The organism is Paremcibacter congregatus (genome assembly GCF_006385135.1).
Lineage (GTDB): Bacteria > Pseudomonadota > Alphaproteobacteria > Sphingomonadales > Emcibacteraceae > Paremcibacter > Paremcibacter congregatus.
In genome coordinates, this window is record NZ_CP041025.1 from 998,235 (window position 1) to 1,020,623 (window position 22,389).

19 protein-coding genes are annotated in these 22,389 nt (G+C 53.4%); all 19 read left to right on the forward strand.

Translation table 11 applies throughout. From position 1 onward, the window contains the following. The first annotated feature begins 81 nt into the window (after positions 1–81). The 19 genes from FIV45_RS04295 (at position 82) to ftsZ (ending at position 22,102) form a co-directional block, all read left to right on the forward strand. Positions 82–2,337, forward strand: coding sequence for a S9 family peptidase (locus FIV45_RS04295; RefSeq protein WP_099471169.1), 2,256 nt, complete (start codon positions 82–84; stop codon positions 2,335–2,337). 349 nt (positions 2,338–2,686) lie between these two features. Then, a complete protein-coding gene (locus tag FIV45_RS04300) occupies positions 2,687–2,968 on the forward strand; it encodes a PilZ domain-containing protein (RefSeq protein ID WP_268939762.1) in 282 nt (93 codons plus the stop codon). A 131-nt stretch (positions 2,969–3,099) separates the two neighbouring features. Then, complete coding sequence (locus FIV45_RS04305) at positions 3,100–3,435, forward strand: PilZ domain-containing protein (protein WP_099471171.1); 336 nt, start codon at positions 3,100–3,102, stop codon at positions 3,433–3,435. 145 nt (positions 3,436–3,580) lie between these two features. Continuing rightward, complete coding sequence (locus tag FIV45_RS04310; RefSeq protein WP_099471172.1) at positions 3,581–3,913, forward strand: PilZ domain-containing protein; 333 nt, start codon at positions 3,581–3,583, stop codon at positions 3,911–3,913. A 463-nt stretch (positions 3,914–4,376) separates the two neighbouring features. Further along, positions 4,377–4,793: a division/cell wall cluster transcriptional repressor MraZ gene (locus FIV45_RS04315; RefSeq protein ID WP_099471173.1), complete on the forward strand. Its 417-nt coding sequence runs from the start codon at positions 4,377–4,379 to the stop codon at positions 4,791–4,793. Between the two features lie 2 nt (positions 4,794–4,795). Beyond that, positions 4,796–5,791 (forward strand): 16S rRNA (cytosine(1402)-N(4))-methyltransferase RsmH, encoded by a 996-nt coding sequence (gene rsmH / locus FIV45_RS04320; RefSeq protein ID WP_099471174.1) that lies wholly within the window; start codon positions 4,796–4,798, stop codon positions 5,789–5,791. Continuing rightward, positions 5,788–6,297, forward strand: coding sequence for a cell division protein FtsL (gene ftsL, locus FIV45_RS04325; RefSeq protein ID WP_099471175.1), 510 nt, complete (start codon positions 5,788–5,790; stop codon positions 6,295–6,297). Before rsmH ends, ftsL begins: the two co-directional genes overlap by 4 nt. After that, positions 6,294–8,006, forward strand: a complete 1,713-nt coding sequence (locus FIV45_RS04330; protein WP_099471176.1) for a peptidoglycan D,D-transpeptidase FtsI family protein — start codon at positions 6,294–6,296, stop codon at positions 8,004–8,006. The genes ftsL and FIV45_RS04330 overlap by 4 nt, the downstream gene beginning before the upstream one ends. Next, positions 8,003–9,493, forward strand: a complete 1,491-nt coding sequence (locus tag FIV45_RS04335) for a UDP-N-acetylmuramoyl-L-alanyl-D-glutamate--2,6-diaminopimelate ligase (protein ID WP_099471177.1) — start codon at positions 8,003–8,005, stop codon at positions 9,491–9,493. Before FIV45_RS04330 ends, FIV45_RS04335 begins: the two co-directional genes overlap by 4 nt. Then, positions 9,490–10,923, forward strand: a complete 1,434-nt coding sequence (locus tag FIV45_RS04340) for a UDP-N-acetylmuramoylalanyl-D-glutamyl-2,6-diaminopimelate--D-alanyl-D-alanine ligase (protein WP_099471178.1) — start codon at positions 9,490–9,492, stop codon at positions 10,921–10,923. The genes FIV45_RS04335 and FIV45_RS04340 overlap by 4 nt, the downstream gene beginning before the upstream one ends. Before the next feature lie 117 nt (positions 10,924–11,040). Further along, a complete protein-coding gene (gene mraY / locus FIV45_RS04345) occupies positions 11,041–12,126 on the forward strand; it encodes a phospho-N-acetylmuramoyl-pentapeptide-transferase (RefSeq protein ID WP_412973716.1) in 1,086 nt (361 codons plus the stop codon). A 50-nt stretch (positions 12,127–12,176) separates the two neighbouring features. Then, positions 12,177–13,325 (forward strand): putative lipid II flippase FtsW, encoded by a 1,149-nt coding sequence (gene ftsW, locus FIV45_RS04350; RefSeq protein WP_099471180.1) that lies wholly within the window; start codon positions 12,177–12,179, stop codon positions 13,323–13,325. A 13-nt stretch (positions 13,326–13,338) separates the two neighbouring features. Then, positions 13,339–14,625 carry an undecaprenyldiphospho-muramoylpentapeptide beta-N-acetylglucosaminyltransferase gene (murG, locus tag FIV45_RS04355; RefSeq protein ID WP_099471181.1) on the forward strand — a complete coding sequence of 429 codons (1,287 nt, stop codon included), beginning with the start codon at positions 13,339–13,341 and terminating at the stop codon, positions 14,623–14,625. A gap of 11 nt (positions 14,626–14,636) precedes the next feature. Then, positions 14,637–16,079, forward strand: coding sequence for a UDP-N-acetylmuramate--L-alanine ligase (gene murC, locus FIV45_RS04360; protein ID WP_181040144.1), 1,443 nt, complete (start codon positions 14,637–14,639; stop codon positions 16,077–16,079). 11 nt (positions 16,080–16,090) lie between these two features. Beyond that, positions 16,091–17,011, forward strand: a complete 921-nt coding sequence (murB, locus tag FIV45_RS04365; protein WP_099471888.1) for a UDP-N-acetylmuramate dehydrogenase — start codon at positions 16,091–16,093, stop codon at positions 17,009–17,011. Next, the gene (locus FIV45_RS04370; protein ID WP_099471182.1) at positions 17,008–17,922 is read left to right on the forward strand and encodes a D-alanine--D-alanine ligase; all 915 of its coding nucleotides are present in this window, start codon (positions 17,008–17,010) and stop codon (positions 17,920–17,922) included. Before murB ends, FIV45_RS04370 begins: the two co-directional genes overlap by 4 nt. After that, on the forward strand, positions 17,910–18,830 hold the full coding sequence (locus FIV45_RS04375; protein WP_099471183.1) for a cell division protein FtsQ/DivIB: 921 nt from the start codon (positions 17,910–17,912) through the stop codon (positions 18,828–18,830). The genes FIV45_RS04370 and FIV45_RS04375 overlap by 13 nt, the downstream gene beginning before the upstream one ends. 14 nt (positions 18,831–18,844) lie before the next feature. Further along, positions 18,845–20,140: a cell division protein FtsA gene (gene ftsA / locus FIV45_RS04380; RefSeq protein ID WP_099471184.1), complete on the forward strand. Its 1,296-nt coding sequence runs from the start codon at positions 18,845–18,847 to the stop codon at positions 20,138–20,140. A 195-nt stretch (positions 20,141–20,335) separates the two neighbouring features. Further along, a complete protein-coding gene (ftsZ, locus tag FIV45_RS04385; RefSeq protein WP_099471185.1) occupies positions 20,336–22,102 on the forward strand; it encodes a cell division protein FtsZ in 1,767 nt (588 codons plus the stop codon). Positions 22,103–22,389 lie beyond the last annotated feature (287 nt).

A 22,389-nucleotide genomic window follows, 5' to 3' on the forward strand; every position in this document is an offset into this window, starting at 1 on the left:
ATCTTGGCGGCTGACAAGGGGTGAAAAATCAGTTAGATTAGCCTCTGATAAAAATAATAATACATAACAACGGGATATCTCATGTCACTTTTGCATACTGTTTTACCATTTATTGTGGGGAGTTGCCTTCTGGGTTCCCCGGCCGCGCTGGCGGCGGAAAAGTCTTCATCCATGAAATCATCACAAAAACTTACCATTGAACGGATCACATCAAGTCCGGCGCTGGAGGGCAGTTCGCCCCGGTCGGTGAAATTTTCCCCGGACGGCTCGCGGGTGACATTCCTGCGCCCGAGCGCCGCTGACTATAAGGTGCTGGATCTGTGGGAATATAACCTGAAAGATCAAGAAGCCCGACTTCTGGTGGAAAGCACCTCGATCACCGGCGGAGAGGAAGAATTATCCCAGGTCGAACGCGCCCGCCGTGAACGGATGCGGATTTCCAATTCAGGGATTGTTTCTTACAGCTGGTCCGAAGACGGCGCGAAGCTGCTCTTCCCTTTGGGCGGTGATCTCTATCAGTATGAACTGGAGGGCGGCGCCGTGAACCGCCTGACTAACTCGGCTGAATATGAAACCGACAGTCGCTTTTCACCACAAGGCAGCTATGTCTCCTACATTCTTGATCACAATATCCATGTGGTTGATGTCAAGGCGGGCAAAGACCGGGTGATGACGACCTCGCCGACGCCGACCATCAAAAATGGCAGCGCCGAATTTATCGCGATGGAGGAAATGGACCGGGATACGGGCTACTGGTGGTCAGAAGATGAGAAGTCTATCGCCTTTATCCAGTTCGATGAAGCGCCGGTGGAAATCGGTCAGCGCTATGAGATTGACCGGACGAGCTTTAAAGTGCTGGAGGAGCGTTATCCCCGTGCCGGCACCAACAATGTCACTGTGAAGCTCGGCATCATGACGGTTGCGACCGGTGATGTAACATGGGTGGATCTGGGCGATGACCAGGATATTTACCTTGCCCGGGTCAACTGGGTGCCGGATAATTCCGGGGTGTTTTTTCAGCGTCTCAACCGGGATCAAACAACGCTCGATGTGATCTTTGCCGATGCCGCGACCGGAAAAACCCGCCCCGTGTTGACGGAAAAAGCCAAATACTGGATCAACCTGCATGACAATCTGGATTTTATCAAGGACGGCAAGGAGTTTCTCTGGACGTCCGAGCGCAGTGGCTTCAGTCACCTTTATCACTATAAAACCGACGGTACATTAATCGGGCAACTGACCGATGGCGACTGGGTGGTGACCGGCTTGAAGCAGGTCGATGAGACGGCGGGAATGGTGTATTTCGACGGCCATGCGGACACGCCGCTGGAACGTCATCTTTATCGCACCAGCCTGACGACGGCCCATAAGGTGACGGAGCCTCAACGAATTACGGCGTCTGGCGGATCGCATGGCGTGAAATTCCCGGACGAAGGGACGGATTATATCGATTATTATTCAGATCCCTCTACCCCAAGCCAGGTATCTATCCGTAACCAGAACGGCGAACTTCTGACCTGGGTGGATGAGAATAAATTGGATGAAAATCACCCGTATTTTCCTTACCTGAAGGACCACATCACGCCGGAATTCGGCAAATTCACCGGGCCGAGTGGGGATGATCTCTATTACCGCATGTATAAACCCGCCAATATGGAGAAGGGTAAGAAGTATCCGGTGATCTTCTCGCTTTATGGCGGGCCTCATGCGCAGTTGGTGCGGCGCAGTTGGGACAAGAGCCTCCATCAGATCCTGGCCCAGAGCGGCTATATTGTTTTTACACTGGACAACCGCGGCAGCAATTACCGTGGCGTCGAGTTTGAAGGCGCGCTCTATCATGAAATGGGCAAGGTGGAAGTGGAAGACCAGGTCGCCGGGGCCGCGTTTCTGAAGAAATTTGACTTTGTTGATGGGGACCGGATCGGGGTGCATGGTCACAGCTATGGCGGTTATATGACCCTGATGACCATGTTTAAGGCGCCTGAGGTGTTCAAAGTGGGGGTTTCTGGCGCGCCGGTGACCGAATGGCGGTTGTATGACACCAATTACACGGAACGCTACCTTGGCCACCCGGATAAAAATAAGGACGGCTATGACAAAAGTAGTGTGTTTCCTTATGCGCAAAACCTGAAGGGTAAATTGTTGCTGGTGCACGGCATGGCGGATGACAATGTGTTGTTCAACAACAGTACCATGCTACTGGATGAGCTGCAGAAGAACGCCATTCAGTTTGATTTCATGGCTTATCCTGGGCAGACTCACCGTCTGGGCAGCGATAATATGCGCCAGAGGCATCTCATGCACCTGATCAAGCGCTATTTTGATGATCATTTGTAAGGGATTGACAGCCCTGAGCCAGTCGCGCTAAAATTCTTTAGGTGGAAAAGGATAAGCTGCATCCGAAAGGGCGGTTAGGGCGACTGATGGAGCGCCAACAGCTTGCATGTGGAATTCCTGTGGCCTGAATTCGGTCGCGGTGGCTTTTTTGTGATCTGTTTTTTCCGATGATAAACGCTTTTGGCGACCTCCCTGACAGAAGGGAGGTTGCCTGGCCTTTTATCGAACTTTTAGACTTTGTTAATGTTTTCAATATAAGATTTGCCTAATTATTGAATGGAGAAAAGCAGGCAGAAGGGCCATGGGAAATTAAATGGTTAGTGAAGGCGTGAGAACAGTTTTGAGTTCAATGCGAAAGCACAACAGGCGGACAATGGTGCAGCCTGCGGTTCTGGGTATCGGCAGCTTTGATTTTGAATGTACGGCCTATGATGTGTCATTGGGCGGCATCCGGATCAAGGCAGACTTGCCGGTTGAACGTAACGCCAGTGTCTATGTCCAGATGCGGCACAGGCTAAGACAAAACGCCAAGGTCGTCTGGGCAGCGGATGGTTTTATGGGATTGCGGTTTATCGATCCACCTGAAAAGGTCAAAATGGGCCTGGGTAGTCTTTCTAATGGATTGAATTAATCTTTATCGTGAAGTGTATTGGTGTTAAGGTGACTTTTTGTCGCCTTTTTTTGTCAGAATTGCAATTATACCGTATTGTGCGCTATGGTTTGCGGGAAAGCCAATTTGGGGTGTGAAGGACGAGCCGTACGATGACTGAACGGACTGCCAATGTTGAAGTGTCGGAGAACAGACAATTTGTCCGGCGTCATGTGTTGTTGAAAGCACTTCTTGATACCGGGAAATATGAGTTTGACTGTATGGCGTATGACCTGTCGGTCAAGGGAGCTCGTCTTAAGCTGGATCTGCCATTGAAGACCAGATGCGAGGTTCGTGTTCTGGTCAAGCAAAGTTCAATGATCCCTGCCGAGGTGGCCTGGGCGAAGGATGGATTCATTGGCGTTGAATTCACCATGCCGGTGAAGGAAGTTAAACAATTATTGGATGATCTTGGCGTAAAGCTGCCTCACACAGGAGACATTGTGTAAGGTCGTTTCCCCCTTTTATTTTTTGAACAGCAGCGCTGTGATGGCGCCAAACGGTTCGTTATGATTTATATTTGACTCTTTTTAGTGTATATGCAACTAATTTCTAAAGTGTATGTAAGTGTATGTTTTTTTAGTATGATTTGAAATGGAAGCAATGAGTAAAAAAAGTATAACCACTCTTGACCGGAATGCGAGAAAATCCATCCGGCAATCTGTGTTACTGGGAGCCGTTATTGAAGCGGGAGATTATGAGTTTAACTGTAAAGCATATAATCTTTCCTTGGGAGGTGTCCGTCTGAAGTTAAATTTACCCCTGGCATTAAACAGTATGGTAAAGACTTCGGTCAAAGGCAGTGACTTTTTACAGGCGCAGGTTGTCTGGGTCGATAAGGGATTTATTGGTTTGTCGTTTGCGCATTCGCCTGAAGAAGTAGCGAAATGTCTCGGTGAGCTTGGGGCCAGACTCCCGAAAAGCTGAATATCAAGAGCCTGAAATAAAGAGAAAATGACCGCCCTGTTATACCGGGGCATGACGTGCTGATCCGGGCTGCGGTCGGGACGGCGCGCTCTTGTCTGTTTTTCTTTTTGGCGTATCTCACCCCGAGTCTTTTTCGGGGAAGAAGATGCGCCGTTATTTTTTCTGCAAAATCCATAATCCCCCAATTTTTTCTGTGTTTGGCGTGCCGCAAAATATTTCTTTAGATATTGGGCAGGGCGCTCTGCTGCCTGATCTGTGGTCTCTTTCGATCTATCCATTTGTAAAGTAAGAACTAATTGGCAGAAACCCGGGGCGTTAAGATATTGTTAACGCCCCCTGTGTACCATCTAATTCCATTGACGACCCATACAATACCATGTTATTCCATAAGGGTAGCATCTGAGGGCCTGACAAGCGTAGGCTGTTATGTGAGGGTAATGAATATTTTAATCCGGGGCTGGGCATGCCATTATTTACGTCGACATACACCAACAGGGTGGATAAGAAAGGCAGGGTTTCCGTGCCCGCGTCTTTCCGTGCGACGTTGCCAGAGGGCGATCAGACCATCACTGTCCTGCGGTCCCTGAACGGGGCGGCGATCGAAGGCTTCGATGCGGGGTACCTTCAGGATATCAGTGAAAAGGTCGATAACTTCGATCTTCTGACCTCTGCTCTGCCAAAACAAAATCCGGCGATGAAAATTTTGCGTAAAAGTGCGCCGCTGAATATTGATTCAGATGGTCGCGTGGTGTTGCCTCAGGATTACATGGCCCATGCAGGTATTACAGACCGGGCTGTCTTTGTTGGTCTTGGCCGGACGTTTCAGATCTGGAGCCCGGAAGAACATGATCGCGCCATGGGCGAAGAGGAGGAGGATTGATTATGACTGATGTGTCTTTCGATCCCCGTCATTATCCTGTTATGCGCAATGAAGTGCTGGATATGGCGGCTCCTCAGGCCGGAGAAGTTTTTGTTGATGGCACTTTCGGGGCCGGCGGATATAGCCGGGCGTTGCTGGAGACTGCCGACTGTATCGTTTATGCGATTGACCGCGATCCTAATGTTCAGGCGACAGCGGATAAGCTTGCGGCCGAATTTCCGGGCCGTTTTCATTTGCTGGCGGGATGCTTTTCCCAGATGGATCAGCTTCTTGATACGGCGAATGTTGCGGCTGTGGATGGTGTGCTTCTGGACATCGGGGTGTCGTCCATGCAGTTTGACGATGCCGAGCGCGGGTTTTCCTTTCAGAATGACGGCCCGTTAAGCATGCGCATGAGCGATGAAGGGCTCAGTGCTGAAGATGTCGTCAATGACACGGAAGAAACCGAGTTGGCCAACATCATTTATCAGTATGGGGAGGAGCGTAAGTCCCGTCGGATCGCCAAGGCCATTTGTGAAGCCCGGGCACAGGGGCGCATCAACCGCACCACGCATCTGGCCAATATCATTGAAAAGGCTGTGGGCTACCAGCGTTATATCAAAGGCAAGAAACAAATTCACCCGGCAACCCGGACCTTTCAGGCCTTGCGGATTTACGTCAATGACGAGTTGGGGGAACTGGAAAAAGGTCTTCTGGCGGCAGAAAAGATACTGGCGCCAGGGGGGCGTTTGTGCGTGGTGTCGTTCCATTCCCTGGAAGACCGTATTGTGAAGAAGTTTTTTAAAGCCCGCAGTGGTGCGCCGGCCCGGGGATCTCGTCATCTGCCGGAAGCGATGATCGAACGTGAATTGGCGACTGCCGGGAGTTTCGAGATGATAGCGCGGGGGGCTGTTAAACCGGGAAAAACTGAACTGGATCAGAATCCAAGATCGCGTTCTGCAAAATTGCGCGGGGCGCGTCGTACGGCGACGGCGCCTTGGTCAGGAGAAGGAAAATGATAAAAGTTGTTGGTGGGTTCTTTGTTTTGATGGTGATGATTGCGGCAGGAACCGTATATAGCTTGAAGGAAACAACGGAACGGCTTGAGACGCACAAGGCGCAGTTGGCGACCCGCATTCTGGAGGATCGGGCCGCGATCAAGGTGTTGCATGCAGAAATGGCCTATTTGTCGCAACCTGAAAGATTGCAGAAGTTGAGCCAGCGTTTTCTAGCGTTGCGTCCGGCGACCTCTTTTCAAATGGCGGATAATGTGACGTCCTTGTCCTCGCGGGAGGATGATACTGTCCATCTGGCATCTGCGCCTGTGGATCAGTTCCCGGTGTTGTTGCCTCAGGAAAAACCGGTCTTCAAAGCTGAAAAATATCGGAATGCGGTGACGTTGGCGGCTTATCCGGCTACGGAGGAGGCCCCGAAGGTTGCGCAGAAAGAACAGGTAAGCAAGAAGACAACGCGGCGCATGGGGTTTTACGAGCGAATTTCTCTGAAACTGGAGGATGAGAAATGAGGTCAGTTGACCTCCATATCGAAGGGGCGACATCGGGCGCAATAGAAGTGGCGCGCAACCGTCTTGTCGTGCCAACTTTTTTCTTCGTGCTCGGGTTCAGCATTCTGGTGATCCGCCTGATTTCGATCGGCATGTTTGAACCCATGTCGGACATCAATACCTATACCCGCGTGGGGACGACGGAGCTTGTCCGTGACAGGGTTGATATTCTGGATCGCAACGGCATTGTGATGGCCACTAACCTGAAGGCGCCGTCTCTGGCTGTGCGGCCGAGGCTGATTACCGCGCCGGAAGAAACCGCGGACCGGATTTTGCGGGTTTTACCGGACCTGAACCGGGTGCGGTTGCTCAATAAGCTGAAATCTTCAAACCATTTTGTCTATATCAAACGTAATCTCACCCCGCAGCAGGTCTGGAAGATCAATGCGCTCGGTTACCCCGGGCTGGTTCTGGAGGAAGCGGAGAAAAGAGTATATCCGCAAGGCAGTCTGGCGTCTCATGTGTTGGGGTATGTTGATCTGGATAATAAGCCTCAGGCCGGTATTGAAAAATTTGCCAACGATCATCTGTCAGACCCGGAACGGTCCAATGATCCGTTGCAGCTGTCAATTGATCTCAGGGTTCAGCATATCATGCGGCAGGAACTGGCGTATGCCATGGATAAATTCTCGGCTCTTGGCGGGGCGGGGATTGTCATGGATGTGAATACTGGCGAGGTCCTGGCGATGACCTCTTTGCCGGATTTTGACGGCAATGGCGCCATCAGTCCGGGGGCGCCGGAGATGAAAAACCGCAACATTCTCGAACCTTATGAAATGGGTTCTGGTTTTAAGGCTTTTACCGTCGCCATGGCCCTGGACACGGGCAGGATCAGTCTGGATGACAAATTCGATGCAACGGAGCCGCTCAGGGTGGCGGGGCGGACCATTAATGATGATCATCCAAAGAAGCGCCCCTTGACGGTACCGGAAATTTTTACTTTTTCTTCCAATATCGGCGCCTCCCTTATGGTGCGGGAGCTGGGCACAGATATTCAGCGGGATTTCCTGCAGAAAATAGGCATGTTTGACAAGGCGGAAATTGAATTGACCGGCCTGTCACGCCCGATCCTGCCCAGTCGCTGGGGCGAGATACAATCAATGACGGTATCCTATGGACATGGTATTGCCGTAACACCGTTACATCTGGTGACGGGAATTGCTGCAATTGTCAATGGGGGACGCCTTATTCCCGCCACCTTGATCCGTAAGAATGAGTCTCAAGAGTACGCCGACTATGATCTGAAGGATTTGCCGGGATATCGCAAGTATCCTCAGGTGATTTCCACCGAAACCAGTGTCAAAATGCGTCATCTGATGCGGCTTGCCGTGGATTATGGCAGTGGCGGTAACGCCCGGGTTGATGGTTATCGCGTCGGGGGCAAGACCGGCACGGCGGAAAAGGTCAAGAACGGCGTTTACAGCCGCAAGGACAAGATTACCTCATTCACGGGCGTTTTTCCCATGGATGACCCGAAGTATGTCATTTTTGTCATGCTGGACGAACCGAGAGGAATTGAGGAAACATTTTATAAAGCGACCGGCGGCTGGGTGGCCGCGCCGGTGGTGGGGCAGGTGATCCGGCGGATCGGACCTCTGCTCGGTGTGTCACCGAAAGCACATGTAGAAACGAAGTATCAAAATTTAGTACTGGTGAAAAATAACGAATGATCAAGCTGTCGAAACTGTTACATGAACATACTTCACTCCGGGATACGGATATCGCGGGGGTAACGGCTGACAGCCGCACGGTGAAACCAGGATACCTCTTTGCTGCCTTGCCGGGAACACAGGTGGACGGGGCGGACTATATTCTCAAGGCAATTAAGGCGGGCGCCGTTGCAGTTCTTTGTCGTCCCGATGCGGTCAGGGCCGATGTTATGGCGGCTCATGACAGTGTGATCTGGATCAGGGAAGATATTCCGGCGCAGGTGTTTGCCCATATTGCCGCCCGTTTTTTTGATCAACAACCAGAAACCGTGGCGGCGGTCACCGGCACCAATGGCAAGACAAGTGTTGCGGCATTTACCAAGCAGATATGGGAACATATGGGATTTAAATCCGGTTCCGTCGGTACATTGGGCATTAATGGCCCAGACAGCCATCAGGATACCGGCATGACCACACCGGATCCGGTCACCCTGCAAAAAGCCATGCGGGATTTGTGTGAGGCCGGGGTTGACCATGTTGTGTTTGAGGCGTCCAGTCATGGTCTGGCGCAATATCGTCTGGACGGGATGAATGTGTCCGTGGCGGCATTTACCAATCTTACCCGGGATCATTTTGATTACCACGGTACGCAGGAAGAGTATTTTAACGCCAAGGCGCGCTTGTTTGGTGAAGTGATGAAACCAGGCAGTGTCGCCGTGCTCAATGCCGATTGTCCGTTGGTGATGGAAGTGGCGGATATTTGCGGCGCTCGGGGGCACAAGGTCATTACCATCGGGCACCACAGCGGGGATATTCGCCTGCTGCGTCAGCAAACTTCGGAAGTCGGGCAGGATATTACGATTGGTTATCAGGGCGAAATATACGACCTGACCTTGCCGCTTGTCGGGTCTTTTCAGGCGATGAATGCGTTGATGGCTGTTGGTCTGGTGATCGGGAGCGAGGGAAATGTGGACCAGGCATTCGAAGCCCTGTCCCATTTGCGCGCCGTTGAAGGACGTATGGAACAGGCGGGGCGGCATAAAAGCGGGGCGCGAATTTATGTGGATTACGCCCACACGCCGGATGCTTTGGAAACGGTGCTGACGGCCATGCGGCCCCATGTGAAAAACAAGTTGGCGGTGGTATTTGGCTGCGGCGGGGACCGGGACAAGGGCAAGCGCCTGATTATGGGTGAGGTCGCGGCGCAATTCGCCGATCGCACGTATGTTACAGATGATAACCCGCGGGGGGAAACTGCGGCGGATATTCGGGATCAGATCATGCAGGGTTGTCCCGGCGCCATGAATATTGGTGATCGGGCCAGTGCCATTGGGCAGGCGATTGCGGATTTAAAAAATGGGGACATCCTGCTGGTGGCGGGGAAAGGCCACGAACAGGGTCAGATCATTGACAACAAGGTCGTGCCCTTCGATGATATTGCCGAAATAAGGTCGGCGCTCGCGGCGGCCCCCCTTCAACCCTCGCCACAAAGGAGGTACGGCGCATGAGCTTGACACCACTTTGGTCCAGCGCGGAAGTCGCCAAGGTTTTGGACTGTCGCGAAGAGGCTTCCTGGCAGTGCCAGGGTGTTTCCATTGACAGCCGTACGGTCGAGACGGGCGATCTCTTTTTTGCTCTGATTGGTCCTCATTCAGACGGGCATGATTATGTCAAAATGGCCGTTGCCAGAGGCGCCGTCGCGGCCGTGGTCAGTAAACCGGTCAAGGGTCTGGACCCCAAATTCCAGGTCAAGGTTGATGATGTGCAGCAGGCGTTGAACAAACTTGGCGAAGCGGGTCGGGCGCGGGTTGATATACCCATTATTGCGGTGACCGGCAGTGTGGGCAAGACCGGCACCAAGGAAGCTCTGAAATGTGCGTTGTCGCGCAATAAAAAAGTGCACGCCAGCGTGTTGAGTTACAATAACGATATTGGTGTGCCCTTGTCACTGGCGCGGATGCCGCGCGATGTCGATTACGGTATTTTCGAACTCGGCATGAACCACGCCGGAGAGCTGGGTCCCCTGTCTAAAATGGTGCGGCCTCATGTGGCGATGATCACGACCGTTGAACTGGCCCACAGTGAATTTTTCGAAAACATAGAAGCCATCGCCGACGCCAAGGCGGAGATTTTTGAAGGACTGGAGCCCGGCGGTACCGTCATTCTCAATCATGATAACCCGCAGTTTACCCGTTTGAGTGATGCGGCCAAGACCCGGGGTATTGATCATATCATCTCCTTCGGTTCCGACGAATCCGCCCATATACACGTCATTCGTCAGGTTTTTCATCCCACCTGCAGCTGTGTTATCGCACAGGTGATGGGTCAGATCATGACTTTCAAGGTTGGCATGCTGGGCCATCACTGGGTAATGAACAGTCTGGCCATATTGGGGGCTGTAAAGGCGGTCAATGGAGATTTGGGCCTGGCGGGTCTGGGCTTAGCGGAAATGCAGCCGCTTAAAGGTCGGGGGCGTCGCCATCAGATCTTTCTCGACCCGACAAATGAGGCCTCAATTCTGTTGATTGACGAGAGCTATAATGCTAATCCCGCCTCTATGCGCGCGGCGTTGCAAACCTTGCAGCAAACAACACCACAACATAAGGTGCGCCGCATTGCGGTTCTGGGAGATATGGGTGAGCTTGGCGACCAGAGCGCCATGTTGCATGCGGCGCTGGCAGACGTGTTGAAGGAAAAAAATATTGACCGGGTTTATATGGTGGGGCCGCAGATGAAATATCTGTCGGACCGGTTGGATAAATTCCGCAATGCCGGCCATTTTCCGGATCGGGAGGCGCTGGAAAGTGCGCTTCTCCGGGATTTGCGGTCCGGGGATGTGGTTATGGTCAAAGGTTCGAATGCCAGTGGCATGGGCAAAGTGGTGGATAAAATACTGGACCTGGAAGGACCTGTGGCCAAACAGGCTGCCGCCGGGTGAAATTAAAGGGAACAGGCCTTATTCGGGCCCTATAATAAACAAGATCGTTCCCTACAAGAATAGGGGGTCCCAAGGGGCCATGTTTCTTGATTTAGCGAGTTGGAAAGAAAGTTAATGCTGTATCATTTTTTATACCCCTTGAGCGATGACTTCGGAGTATTCAATTTATTTCGCTATTTGACCTTTCGGGCGGGCGGGGCTCTGATGACAGCATTTCTGATCAGTTTCCTGATGGGACCTTCCGTGATTGGCATGCTGAAACGGCGCCAGAAAAAAGGACAGCCCATTCGCCTCGACGGCCCCGAAGGTCATATCATAAGTAAGCAAGGCACTCCGACCATGGGCGGATTTCTGATCCTGCTTGGTTTGTCAGCGGGCACGGTATTATGGACGGATATCACCAATCAATATGTCTGGGCCTGTCTGATCATCACGACGGGCTTTGGTCTTATTGGTTTTATGGATGATTATTATAAGATCACCCGCGCCAGTTCCGATGGCGTTTCAGGCAAAATGAAGTTGTTGATGGAAGTTGTCGTTTCTGTGGTGGCAATTCTGGTGATCCTGGACAAGGCGGGGCCTGAAATCGGGTCGCAACTGGCGATTCCATTGTTTAAAGACATGTTGATTGATCTTGGGTGGTTTATGGTGCCGTTTGGCGTCTTTATGCTAGTGGCGTCCTCCAACAGCGTCAATCTCACAGATGGCCTTGATGGTCTGGCGGTGATGCCGGTGATTATAGCCGCAGGCACCTTTGCCCTGATCGCCTATCTGGTGGGCAATGTGGTGTTTGCCAATTACTTGCAGCTGACTTATGTCGCGGGTGCCGGGGAACTGGCGGTCTTTTGTGCGGCGATCATCGGTGCAGGGCTTGGTTTCTTGTGGTTCAACGCCCCGCCGGCGATGGTTTTTATGGGCGATACGGGCAGTCTGGCGCTCGGGGGCGCCCTTGGGGCGGTCAGCGTGATCACCAAACATGAAATCGTCCTGGGGATTGTTGGCGGTTTGTTCGTTCTGGAAACTGTATCGGTTATTGTCCAGGTGGTGTCGTTCAAACTGACAGGCAAGCGGGTTTTCCGCATGGCGCCGATCCATCATCATTACGAGAAAAAAGGCTGGGCCGAGCCGACCATTGTGATCCGTTTCTGGATCATTGCGGTGTTGCTGGCGCTTGTCGGACTGGCGACATTGAAACTGCGTTAATGTGATAAATATTTTTTTGGGGGAAACTGGATAAATACTGAGATGACTGAATGACCGTTTTTTCGAGAACCGATACCAGCCTGTTGAGCAACTGGTGGTGGACTGTTGACCGCCGCATGCTGATGATGCTCGGGCTGTTGATCGGACTGGGCATTCTGATGACCTTGAGCGCCAGTCCGGCAATCGCCGAGAAGTTGGGGCTGGACCCTTTTCATTTCGTCAAACGCCAGATGTTTTTCATTTGCCTGGGAGGGGTGATGATGTTCAGCATCTCGTTGCTGCCCATTATCTGGATCAGACGTCTCGGGGTCGGGTTGTTCCTGATCAGTCTGGTTCTTCTGGCCCTGACAATGGCCATCGCGCCAGAGGCCAAGGGGGCCCGGCGTTGGCTGCGCTTAGGCAGTTTTACCTTGCAGGCGTCTGAATTTCTTAAACCCGCCTTTATCGTCTTTACCGCCTGGATGTTTGCCGAGACACAGAAAACGCCGGGTTTCAAGGGCTGGACCATTTCCTTGTTGTCTTATGGCATCGTAGTATTTTTCCTGATCAATCAGCCGGATTTTGGCCAAACCATTTTGATTACCATCGTGTGGGGCACACAATTTTTTATGGCCGGCCTGCCAATGATCTGGGTTATGGGGCTGGCCGGTTTCGGTATTGCCGGAATTTTATCGGCCTATCTGTTTCTGCCGCATGTAACCAGTCGTATTGACCGGTTCATTTCACCGGAAACAGGGGACACCTATCAGGTGGATACGGCCATGAACGCCTTCCGCAGCGGGGGGCTTTTTGGACGGGGTCCGGGGGAGGGCGCAGTGAAAAAAATTCTGCCTGACGCCCATACGGATTTCATTTTCGCGGTCACCGGCGAGGAATTCGGGATTGTATTATGTCTGGTGCTGATTGTGTTATTCGCGGTGATCGTGGTCAGAGGCCTGATGAGGATCATGAAGGAAAGCGATTTGTTTATCTTCCTTGCCGTTTCGGGGCTGATGATTCAGTTCGGGGTGCAGGCCTTTATTAATCTCGGGGTTAATTTGTCTCTGCTGCCAAGCAAAGGCATGACCCTGCCGTTTATCAGTTACGGGGGATCGTCTTTTTTATCGACCGCCATTGCCATGGGAATGGTTTTATCTCTGACCCGGCGTGGCAGCCGGGATAATCTGGAAAACCTGAATTCCGCCTGGAGACAAATATGAGGAAGAACGGCGCATGAAGAGACGGCGGACCAGTCATATTGTTTTGGCGGCAGGCGGCACCGGGGGGCACGTCTTTCCAGCCAGTGCCCTGAAGGATGAATTGATCAGTCGCGGCCATCAGGTCAGTCTGGTGACCGACGTGCGGGGCTATGGCTACAAGGATCATTTTAACGGCGCAAAAATTTATAAGATTAACAGCACGAGCTTTGCGGGGCGCGGATTGTTTGGCAAGATTCTGGCCCTGCCAAAAATTATTCTCAGTGTGCTTCAGGCGCGGTCTTTGTTGAAGACGATGCCGCGGCGTCCCGGCGTCGTCGTGGGTTTTGGCGGTTACCCCTCATTTCCGGCGATCCGGGCGGCGGCGTCTCTGGGTATTCCGACGTGCCTGCATGAACAAAATGCGGTGCTGGGGCGGGTCAACCGTTTGATGGCGAAATCCGTTGATGCGGTCGGCCTGTCATTTGAGAAAACCCGCAAGGCGGAGTTTGAAAAATACGAACATGTGGTGGTGACAGGCAATCCGGTGCGCAAGGAGGTTGTCGAACTTGGGGATAAATTCTATCCGGATATCGGCGAAGATCGCATTTTCCGAATTCTGGTTATCGGCGGTAGTCAGGGAGCGAGCATTTTTGGTGAAGTGGTACCGCAGGCGATTTCGACCCTGCCACGGGCTTTGCAGCGGCGGTTGCAGATCACGCAACAATGCCGGGCCGAGGATATTGACCGGGTCCGGGCGATTTATGCAGAGACCAAGATCGCGGTGGAGCTGTCGACGTTTATTCCCAATATTCCCGAATGTCTGGAATGGGCTCATCTGGTGATTGGTCGGGCCGGGGCATCGACCATTGCCGAACTGACCGCGGCCGGGCGGGCGGGCATATTGGTGCCTTATCCCCATGCAACCGATAATCATCAAATTGAAAATGCCCGTGAAATGGTGATCAATGGTGGGGCGTGGTTGTTTAATCAGAAAGAATTCAATGCCGCCGAACTTGCTAAATTACTGCAACGGCTGGCCAAACGCCCCCGGGATGTCTGGCGGGCGTCGGAAGACGCCCGGAAGGTTGGTAAACCTTACGCGACAAAGGACTTGGCCGATCTGGTGGAACGCCTGGCTCTGGTCAAGGGCAGTTGGAAAAGCATAAAAACCCATGATGAGGATCCGGCGGTTCTGACGGTGAAAGTTGTACCGGTTCCGGACCCTATGTCCGATACCGCTACGGACGAGCCGTCTGCCGCCCAAGAGGACAAAGAGGTGGTAAAGGCGCCGATCCCTAATCCGTTAAAAGTCTTAAGATAAGTGAAGACCATATGAACAAGAATATACAGCCGGTCAAAATTGGCCATCCGATCAATATAGGAACGTTGCATTTCGTCGGCATTGGCGGCATCGGCATGAGCGGCATCGCCGAGGTCATGCATAACTTTGGTTATAAAGTACAAGGCAGCGATCTGAGCGAGAACCCAAATGTGGCGCGCCTGAGGGCCATGGGCATCAAGGTTATGATCGGGCAGCGGGCTGAAAATCTTGACGGGGCCTGGGGCATTGTCTGTTCCTCCGCGATTAAGCCCGATAATGCGGAAGTGATCGCCGCCCGCGCCGCCAAGATGCCGGTAATCCGGCGGGCAGAAATGCTTGCCGAGCTGATGCGCTTGAAATGGTGTGTGTCGATTGCCGGTACCCACGGGAAAACCACGACGACTTCGATGGTGGCGGCGGTGTTGGATGAGGCGGCCTATGATCCAACAGTGATCAATGGCGGCATCATTAACGCATATGGCACCAATGCCCGCCTCGGGGAGGGCGACTGGATGGTGGTCGAAGCCGATGAAAGCGATGGCACTTTTGTCAAGATTCCGTCAACTGTGGCGGTGGTGACCAATATTGATCCTGAGCATCTGGATTTTTATGGTGATTTCGAAGCGGAAAAAGAAGCCTTCCGCACGTTCGTCGAGAATGTTCCCTTTTATGGCTTTGCCGCCATGTGCATTGATCATCCGGAAGTGCAGGCCCTGATCGGTCGTGTCACCGACCGCAAGATTCTCACCTATGGTTTCAGCCCCCAGGCGGATGTCCGGTGTATGGACCTGCGATTTGAAGATGGCAGCGCCCTGTTTAATGTTCATCTGACCGACCGGCAGGAAGATACCGTCGAGATCCTGGCTGATATCGCCCTGCCGATGCCGGGACGTCATAATGTTTCCAATGCGCTGGCGGCCATTGCCGTTGCCCATGAAATGGGTGTGTCTGGCGAAGTCATCCGCCGCGCCTTTGGCAAGTTCTCCGGCGTCAAGCGCCGCTTTACTCTGGTGGCCAAGGTCGGGGGGATTTCGATCATTGATGATTACGCCCACCACCCGGTTGAAATTTCTTCTGTGCTTGGGGCGGCCCGGGAAGCCTATCAGGGGCGGGTCATTGCCGTGATGCAGCCTCATCGCTACAGCCGGCTGGAAAGTCTGTTTGATGAGTTTTGTAGCTGTTTCAATGATGCGGATGTGGTGTTGGTTGCACCGGTCTATGAAGCGGGGGAAAAACCGATCGAAAATATTAACCGCGACAGTCTGGTCGATGGTATCCGGGCTGTGGGGCATCGTCATGTGATCGCCTTGGACGGACCGGAAAGTATGGCTGCACAGGTCGCGGCGGTGACGCAGTCTGGCGATATTGTGTTGTGCATGGGGGCCGGCAGCATCAGTCAGTGGGCATATGACCTGCCGACACCACTGGCCGCAGCCTTGGGAGAAAGACAATAGTGAAGACGGCGATGAGTTCAGATGCATATCAGAAGGATGCCTTGCCGCGGGTGCGCGGTAAAATCGCCGCCGAGGCGTCGTTGAATACATTGACCTGGTTTCGGGTTGGCGGGCCTGCAGATATCCTGTTCACGCCGGAAGATGTGGCGGACCTTGCTGATTTCCTTCGTCAAATTCCAGCCGATCTGCCCATTCTGCCGCTGGGGGTGGGGTCCAATCTGTTGATCCGCGACGGGGGGGTCGCCGGGGCCGTGATCCGTTTTGGCAAAAAATTCTCCGAAATCACCCTGCAGGGCGATGAGCTTGTTGTGGGGGCGGGGGCGCCGGATATTGCGGTCGCCGGCGCGGCGCGGGATGCGGGGCTCGCCGGTCTCGAATTCCTGCGGGGGATTCCGGGCACCATCGGTGGGGCGGTTAAAATGAATGCCGGGGCTTACGGTGCGGAACTCGCCGATATACTGATCTCTGCGGATGTCATGGACCGGACCGGGGCCCTTACGACACTGACGGCGGCCGACCTTGATTTTTCCTATCGTCATTCAGCCTTGCCCGAAGGTTATATGTGTTTGTCTGTGCGCCTGAAAGGAAAGCCCGGGAACAAGGCGACCATTGCCGCCCGTATGCAGGAAATTGCCGATGCCCGGGAAGAGAGCCAGCCCTTGCGCACCCGCACCGGGGGCAGCACGTTCAAGAACCCGGACGGGGTCAAGGCCTGGGCCCTGATTGATGGAGCCGGATGTCGGGAACTGACCATTGGCGGAGCGATGGTATCTGAAAAACATTGTAATTTCCTGATAAATACCGGGTCAGCGACCGCAGATGACATTGAACGTCTTGGTGAAGAGGTGCGCCGTCGGGTGATGAATAATTCCGGCGTTGATCTCGTTTGGGAAATTCGTATCGTTGGACGCAAGGCGGAGGATGTTTTATGAGCCGGCATGTCGCTGTATTGAAAGGTGGATGGTCTGCCGAACGTGAGGTTTCCCTGGTCAGTGGCGCGGCTGTGGCGGAGGCTTTGCGTGGTAAAGGATATCGGGTGAGTGAAATTGACGCCAGCCCGGATTTGGCGGCGGACCTTGCCCGGATGAAACCGGATGTGGTTTTTAATGCCTTGCATGGCCGTTGGGGCGAGGACGGCTGTGTGCAGGGCTTGCTGGAAATTATGGGCTTGCCCTATACCCATTCCGGTGTTACCGCATCGGCCGTGGCCATGGACAAGGTGATGGCCAAAGTGCTGTTCCAGACGGTTGATATTCCTTGTGCTGCCGATAAAATTGTCACTAAGGAGACGCTTTTTGCTGCCGATCCCCTGCCACGTCCGTTTGTGGTCAAGCCATATAATGAGGGCTCCAGTGTCGGGGTGGTGATCGTCAAGCCGGGAGATAATTTTAGCCCTGAGCAACCGGGACCCTGGCAAGACGCTGATGAATTAATGGTGGAAAGCTATTTGCCAGGTCGGGAACTGACCGTATCGGTACAGAACGGCAAAGCCATGGCCGTAACGGAATTGAAGCCGCGCTCCGGCTTTTATGATTATGAGGCCAAATATGAAGAGGGCAAGACCGATCATATCATTCCGGCAGAAATTGGTGTCGAGAGGCTGTCACAGATTATGGATTATGCCGAGCGGGCCCATGAGGTGCTGGGATGTCGCGGTGTAACGCGGTCGGATTTCCGTCTGGATGACGGCCCCGGCGGTAACGGTATACCGTATATTCTTGAAATTAATACTCAGCCGGGCATGACTCCCCTGTCTCTGGTGCCGGAACAGGCCCGTCATATCGGAATTGACTTCGGGTCCCTGGTGGCCTGGATGGTGGAGGATGCGTCATGTGGCCGCTGAGACAAAAGCCGCCGGTCAAGGGGGGCAAAAAGGTCTCCGGAAAGAAAGTACCAGCTAAGAAAGTCGTGAAGCGGGGGGCGAAACAGGCGCAGAGTCTGATTTGGCGCCGCCGGTGGGATCTTCTTATTCGCGCGACATCCATGGCGGTGGTGTGTTTCGGGGTGGTGACATCAATCTACATCTGGAAAAGCGGCTTGTTGAAGGAATGGATGCTGGAAGCAGGCGATACGGTGGATCGCCAGATTGCCGAGGCGGGCTATACCGTGGGCGAGGTTCGTATTCGTGGACAGAAATATAGCACGCTGCAGCAAGTGCGTACGGCATTGGCGCTATATGATGGTCAGTCAATCGTGTCTTTGGATATTGATGAAATGCTTCGCCGGGTTGAGGCTTTGCCCTGGGTCAATGAGGCAACGATTGTCCGGGTGATGCCGGATGCTCTGGAAGTGACGATCACTGAACATACGGCGGCGGCGTTATGGCAGGTGGATGAACAGTTGTTTCTGATTACGGCCGAAGGACATATAATCACCGACCAGAATGTCGAGAGTTTTACTGATTTACCTCATGTGGTGGGGGAAGGGGCGCAGCAAAATCTGGCTGGCCTGTTGGCGATGAAAGCAACATACCCCGCTCTTTTTACCCGGGTAAAATCAGCCATCTGGGTCGGGGGGCGTCGTTGGGATCTGAATTTCCATAACGGGGTGAAAATAAAATTACCCGAGAAGGGATCAGACCTTGCATGGGAGCAATTATACCAATATGAAGATCGACAGAAAATCCTGTCCAAAAAAATACTGATGATTGATCTCAGGCTACACGGCAAGACAGTTGTGCGTCTGACCCCGGAAGAGGTGAAACGGCGCAAACTTCTGGCCGAAAGTGGACAGGCAGAAGAGACTATTTAAGGACAAATGAGCCAATGCGAGAGCAGACCATTGCAGCATTAGATATCGGAACCAGCAAGGTTTGTTGCTTTATCGCCCGGGTGAGCGTCGATGGCGCGGTCACGGGGGAAAACGTGGATGAGATCAGTCGTCCGCGGGTGATCGGCATTGGTCACCAGATATCCAAGGGCCTGAAAGCGGGCACTATTGTTGATATGGAAGAAACGGAAACGTCTATTCGGGCGGCGGTGGATGCGGCCGAACGCATGGCGGGCGGCAGCCCGATCCACGATGTTTATGTGAATATTTCTGCCGGACAGCCGTCTTCCCGGGTCTTCTCGGTTGAAGTGGATGTGGCGGGTCACGAGATCAGCCAGTTGGATATCGACCGGGTGCTGGCGGCGGGGCAGGAAAACCTAAAGGAAGAAGAACGCTTCCTGCTGCATTCCCGCCCGATAAATTTCAGCATTGATGGCGTGCCGGGGGCGAAAAAACCGCTTGGCATGTATGGCGAAAAACTCGGCGTGGAAATTCATATGTCGACTGTGGCGATCAGCCCGTTGAAGAACATTCAGACCTGCCTCAACCGATGCCATCTGAACTTGCAGGGGGTGGTCTTGACGCCCTATGCCTCGGCATTGTCGGCGCTGGTGCCGGATGAACGGGACCTGGGGTCGATCTGTGTCGACATGGGCGGAGGGATCACCAGTATCGCGGCTTTTCGGGATAATGAATTTGTCTTTGGGGATATTCTGCCGGTGGGGGGCAATCACGTGACCCGTGATATCGCCCAGGGGCTGTCGGTGCCGGAAGCCAAAGCCGAACGTCTGAAAATCCTCTATGGGGATTGTCTGGTTGAACGGGTGCCGGTGCGGGAACAGATTGATATTGTGCAGACTGGCGAGGATGGCCGGGACCATGCCATGACCATTCCGCGGTCCATGCTGACGTCCATCGTTAATCCACGCATTGAAGAAATACTTGAACTGGTGCGGGACCGGATTGTTGAATGCGGCCTGGCGGACAGTGTCGGCCGGCGGATTGTTTTCACTGGCGGGGCGAGCCAGATTTCCGGACTTGAGGAATTGGCGCGCAAGATATTCTCTGCCGATGTTTCACCGGAACTGCGCGGGGATTTCCATGTCAGGATGGGGCGGCCGATCAGCATCGACGGGTTGGCGGACGCGACGGCGGGGCCTGTATTTTCGACCTGCGCGGGTTTGCTGAATTATGGCGCAGCCTTGCCGGGGGAAGTCCATTACCGTAATGCGGAAAAACCAAAACCGGGATTTCTAACCCGGGCGCAAAGTTGGTTGAAAGCCAATTTTTAGAAGAAACCGGGCGGGGCTAGGGTGATTTTTTGGGAAAAAGAGTCAAAAAAGGCCAAAAAACGACTCGAAAGACGAAAAAAACGACTCGGGACGCAGTTTTTCTAGACAGCGCGAATCACTTGAGTTAAATTATAGTTAACTATTTGTTAAGCCACATTGAATCGTAAATGAGCAACAGGGCAACCGGAGCGCACCATGACCATAGAATTTACAACGACAGAATTAACCGAACTGACACCTAAGATTACGGTGTTTGGCGTCGGGGGTGCAGGCGGTAATGCCGTCAACAACATGATTGAAACCGGACTCGAGGGTGTCGATTTCGTCGTTGCCAATACCGATGCTCAGGCGCTGGCCTATTCCAAGGCGGAACAGAAGGTGCAATTGGGCGCGTCATTGACCCAGGGGCTGGGCGCGGGGGCCCGTCCGGAAGTTGGACGCGCTGCTGCGGAAGAAACCATCGATTTGATCCGTGAACATTTGCGCGGGTGTCACATGACCTTTATCACGGCCGGCATGGGGGGCGGAACCGGAACCGGGGCTGCGCCGATCATCGCTCAGACGGCGCGGGAAGAAGGTATTCTGACGGTCGGTGTGGTGACCAAACCGTTCCAGTTCGAAGGCAATCGCCGCATGTTGCTCGCGGATCAGGGTATTCAGGAATTGTCACAATATGTCGATACGCTGATCATTATTCCCAATCAGAACCTGTTCCGGATCGCCAATGAGCGCACGACTTTCGCCGATGCCTTCTCCATGGCCGACGAAGTACTGCATTCCGGGGTGCGCGGGATTACCGATCTGATGGTGCTGCCGGGCCTGGTAAATCTTGATTTTGCTGATGTACGTACCGTGATGAGCGAAATGGGCAAGGCCATGATGGGGACAGGTGAGGCCGAAGGCGAAAACCGGGCCCTGGAAGCTGCTGAAGCCGCCATATCCAATCCATTGCTGGATGAAGTTTCCATGAAAGGCGCCAACGGGGTGTTGATCAATATTACTGGGGGTATGGATCTGACCTTGTTTGAGGTTGATGAGGCGGCCAACCGTATCCGTAGCGAAGTCAACGCGGAAGCAAATATTCTGGTCGGGTCCGCCCTGAACCCGGATCTTGACGGTAAAATGCGGGTATCAGTTGTGGCGACTGGCATGGATTCAGATGGTCAGCCGCGTCGGGAAGAGCCGAAAAAAACATACAGTTTTGAAACGAAACCTGAGCCTGCCAAACCAGCCGCAGACCCGACGCCGACAGGTGGATGGGATGAGCCTGTGGCCGCGCGCAAGAGCCTGGTCGAGAATGTTATGGCAGCGCCCGCTGCGCCGGAAGAGGCACGGGAAGAGGAGCCGCTTGAGCTGGTTAATGAAGCCCCGGTAGTAGAGGCGCCGATCGTAGAGGCACCTGTCGTAGCGGTGGCTGAGGAAAAAGGTCGGGATCAGGTGCGTCAGGAAACTGAAAGCCTGTTGGCGCAATTGGCCGACGGGATCGTGCAAAAACAAGCTGATGAGGCGCCCGAGCCTGCAGCGGACGCAGGTTTGAGTGCGGAACGGGAAGAGCCCTTCATCGCAGCAGCGCCGGTCATGCCGAAGAAACGCATGGTCCCGCTGGAGGACGCCGCTGACCCGTTTGCCGAGGCGGCTATGGCCAATCCGGTGGTGGAAAAGACAACCGAGAAGCGCGGTTTTATGGGTATGTTCGGCAGCCGCCGCAAGACGGCTCCGAAGAAGCAGGCCATTTCCCGTCAGGCGGATTTGCTGGCCCCTGAGCCAGAGGCGCCCCGGAGTGAGCCAAGCTTGCGGCCCAACCCGTTAAAAGCGACGGCCCAGGCCCCGGTAGAACCGCAACAGCCAGCCACGACGCCGGTGGTTGAACCTGCAGTCGAAGCAGACACACCGTCCGGCCAAAAAAGCCAGGACGAAAACCATCTGGAAATTCCGGCGTTTTTGCGACGTCAGGCCAACTAGACAGTTCAGACAGTAAAGAGGAACGGGTGAAATAATATTAAAAAAGACCGTATTGTTAAGCGCCCATTAACCATTAAAATGTTATTACAATTGCCATTGAGTAGAGAGTACCCAAAAAAATAATACAGTAGAGTAATAAAAAGAATAGTTACAGGCAGCGGGTAATATAGTGGTTATTTTCCCGGAACTTAATTGAAAGAGACAGTTTTTACTGTCTCTTTTTTTATGAACTGGCGGTCTGGAATGCTTGAACTTACGGGCAGGGGGGACGTGCTGTGCTTATAGAG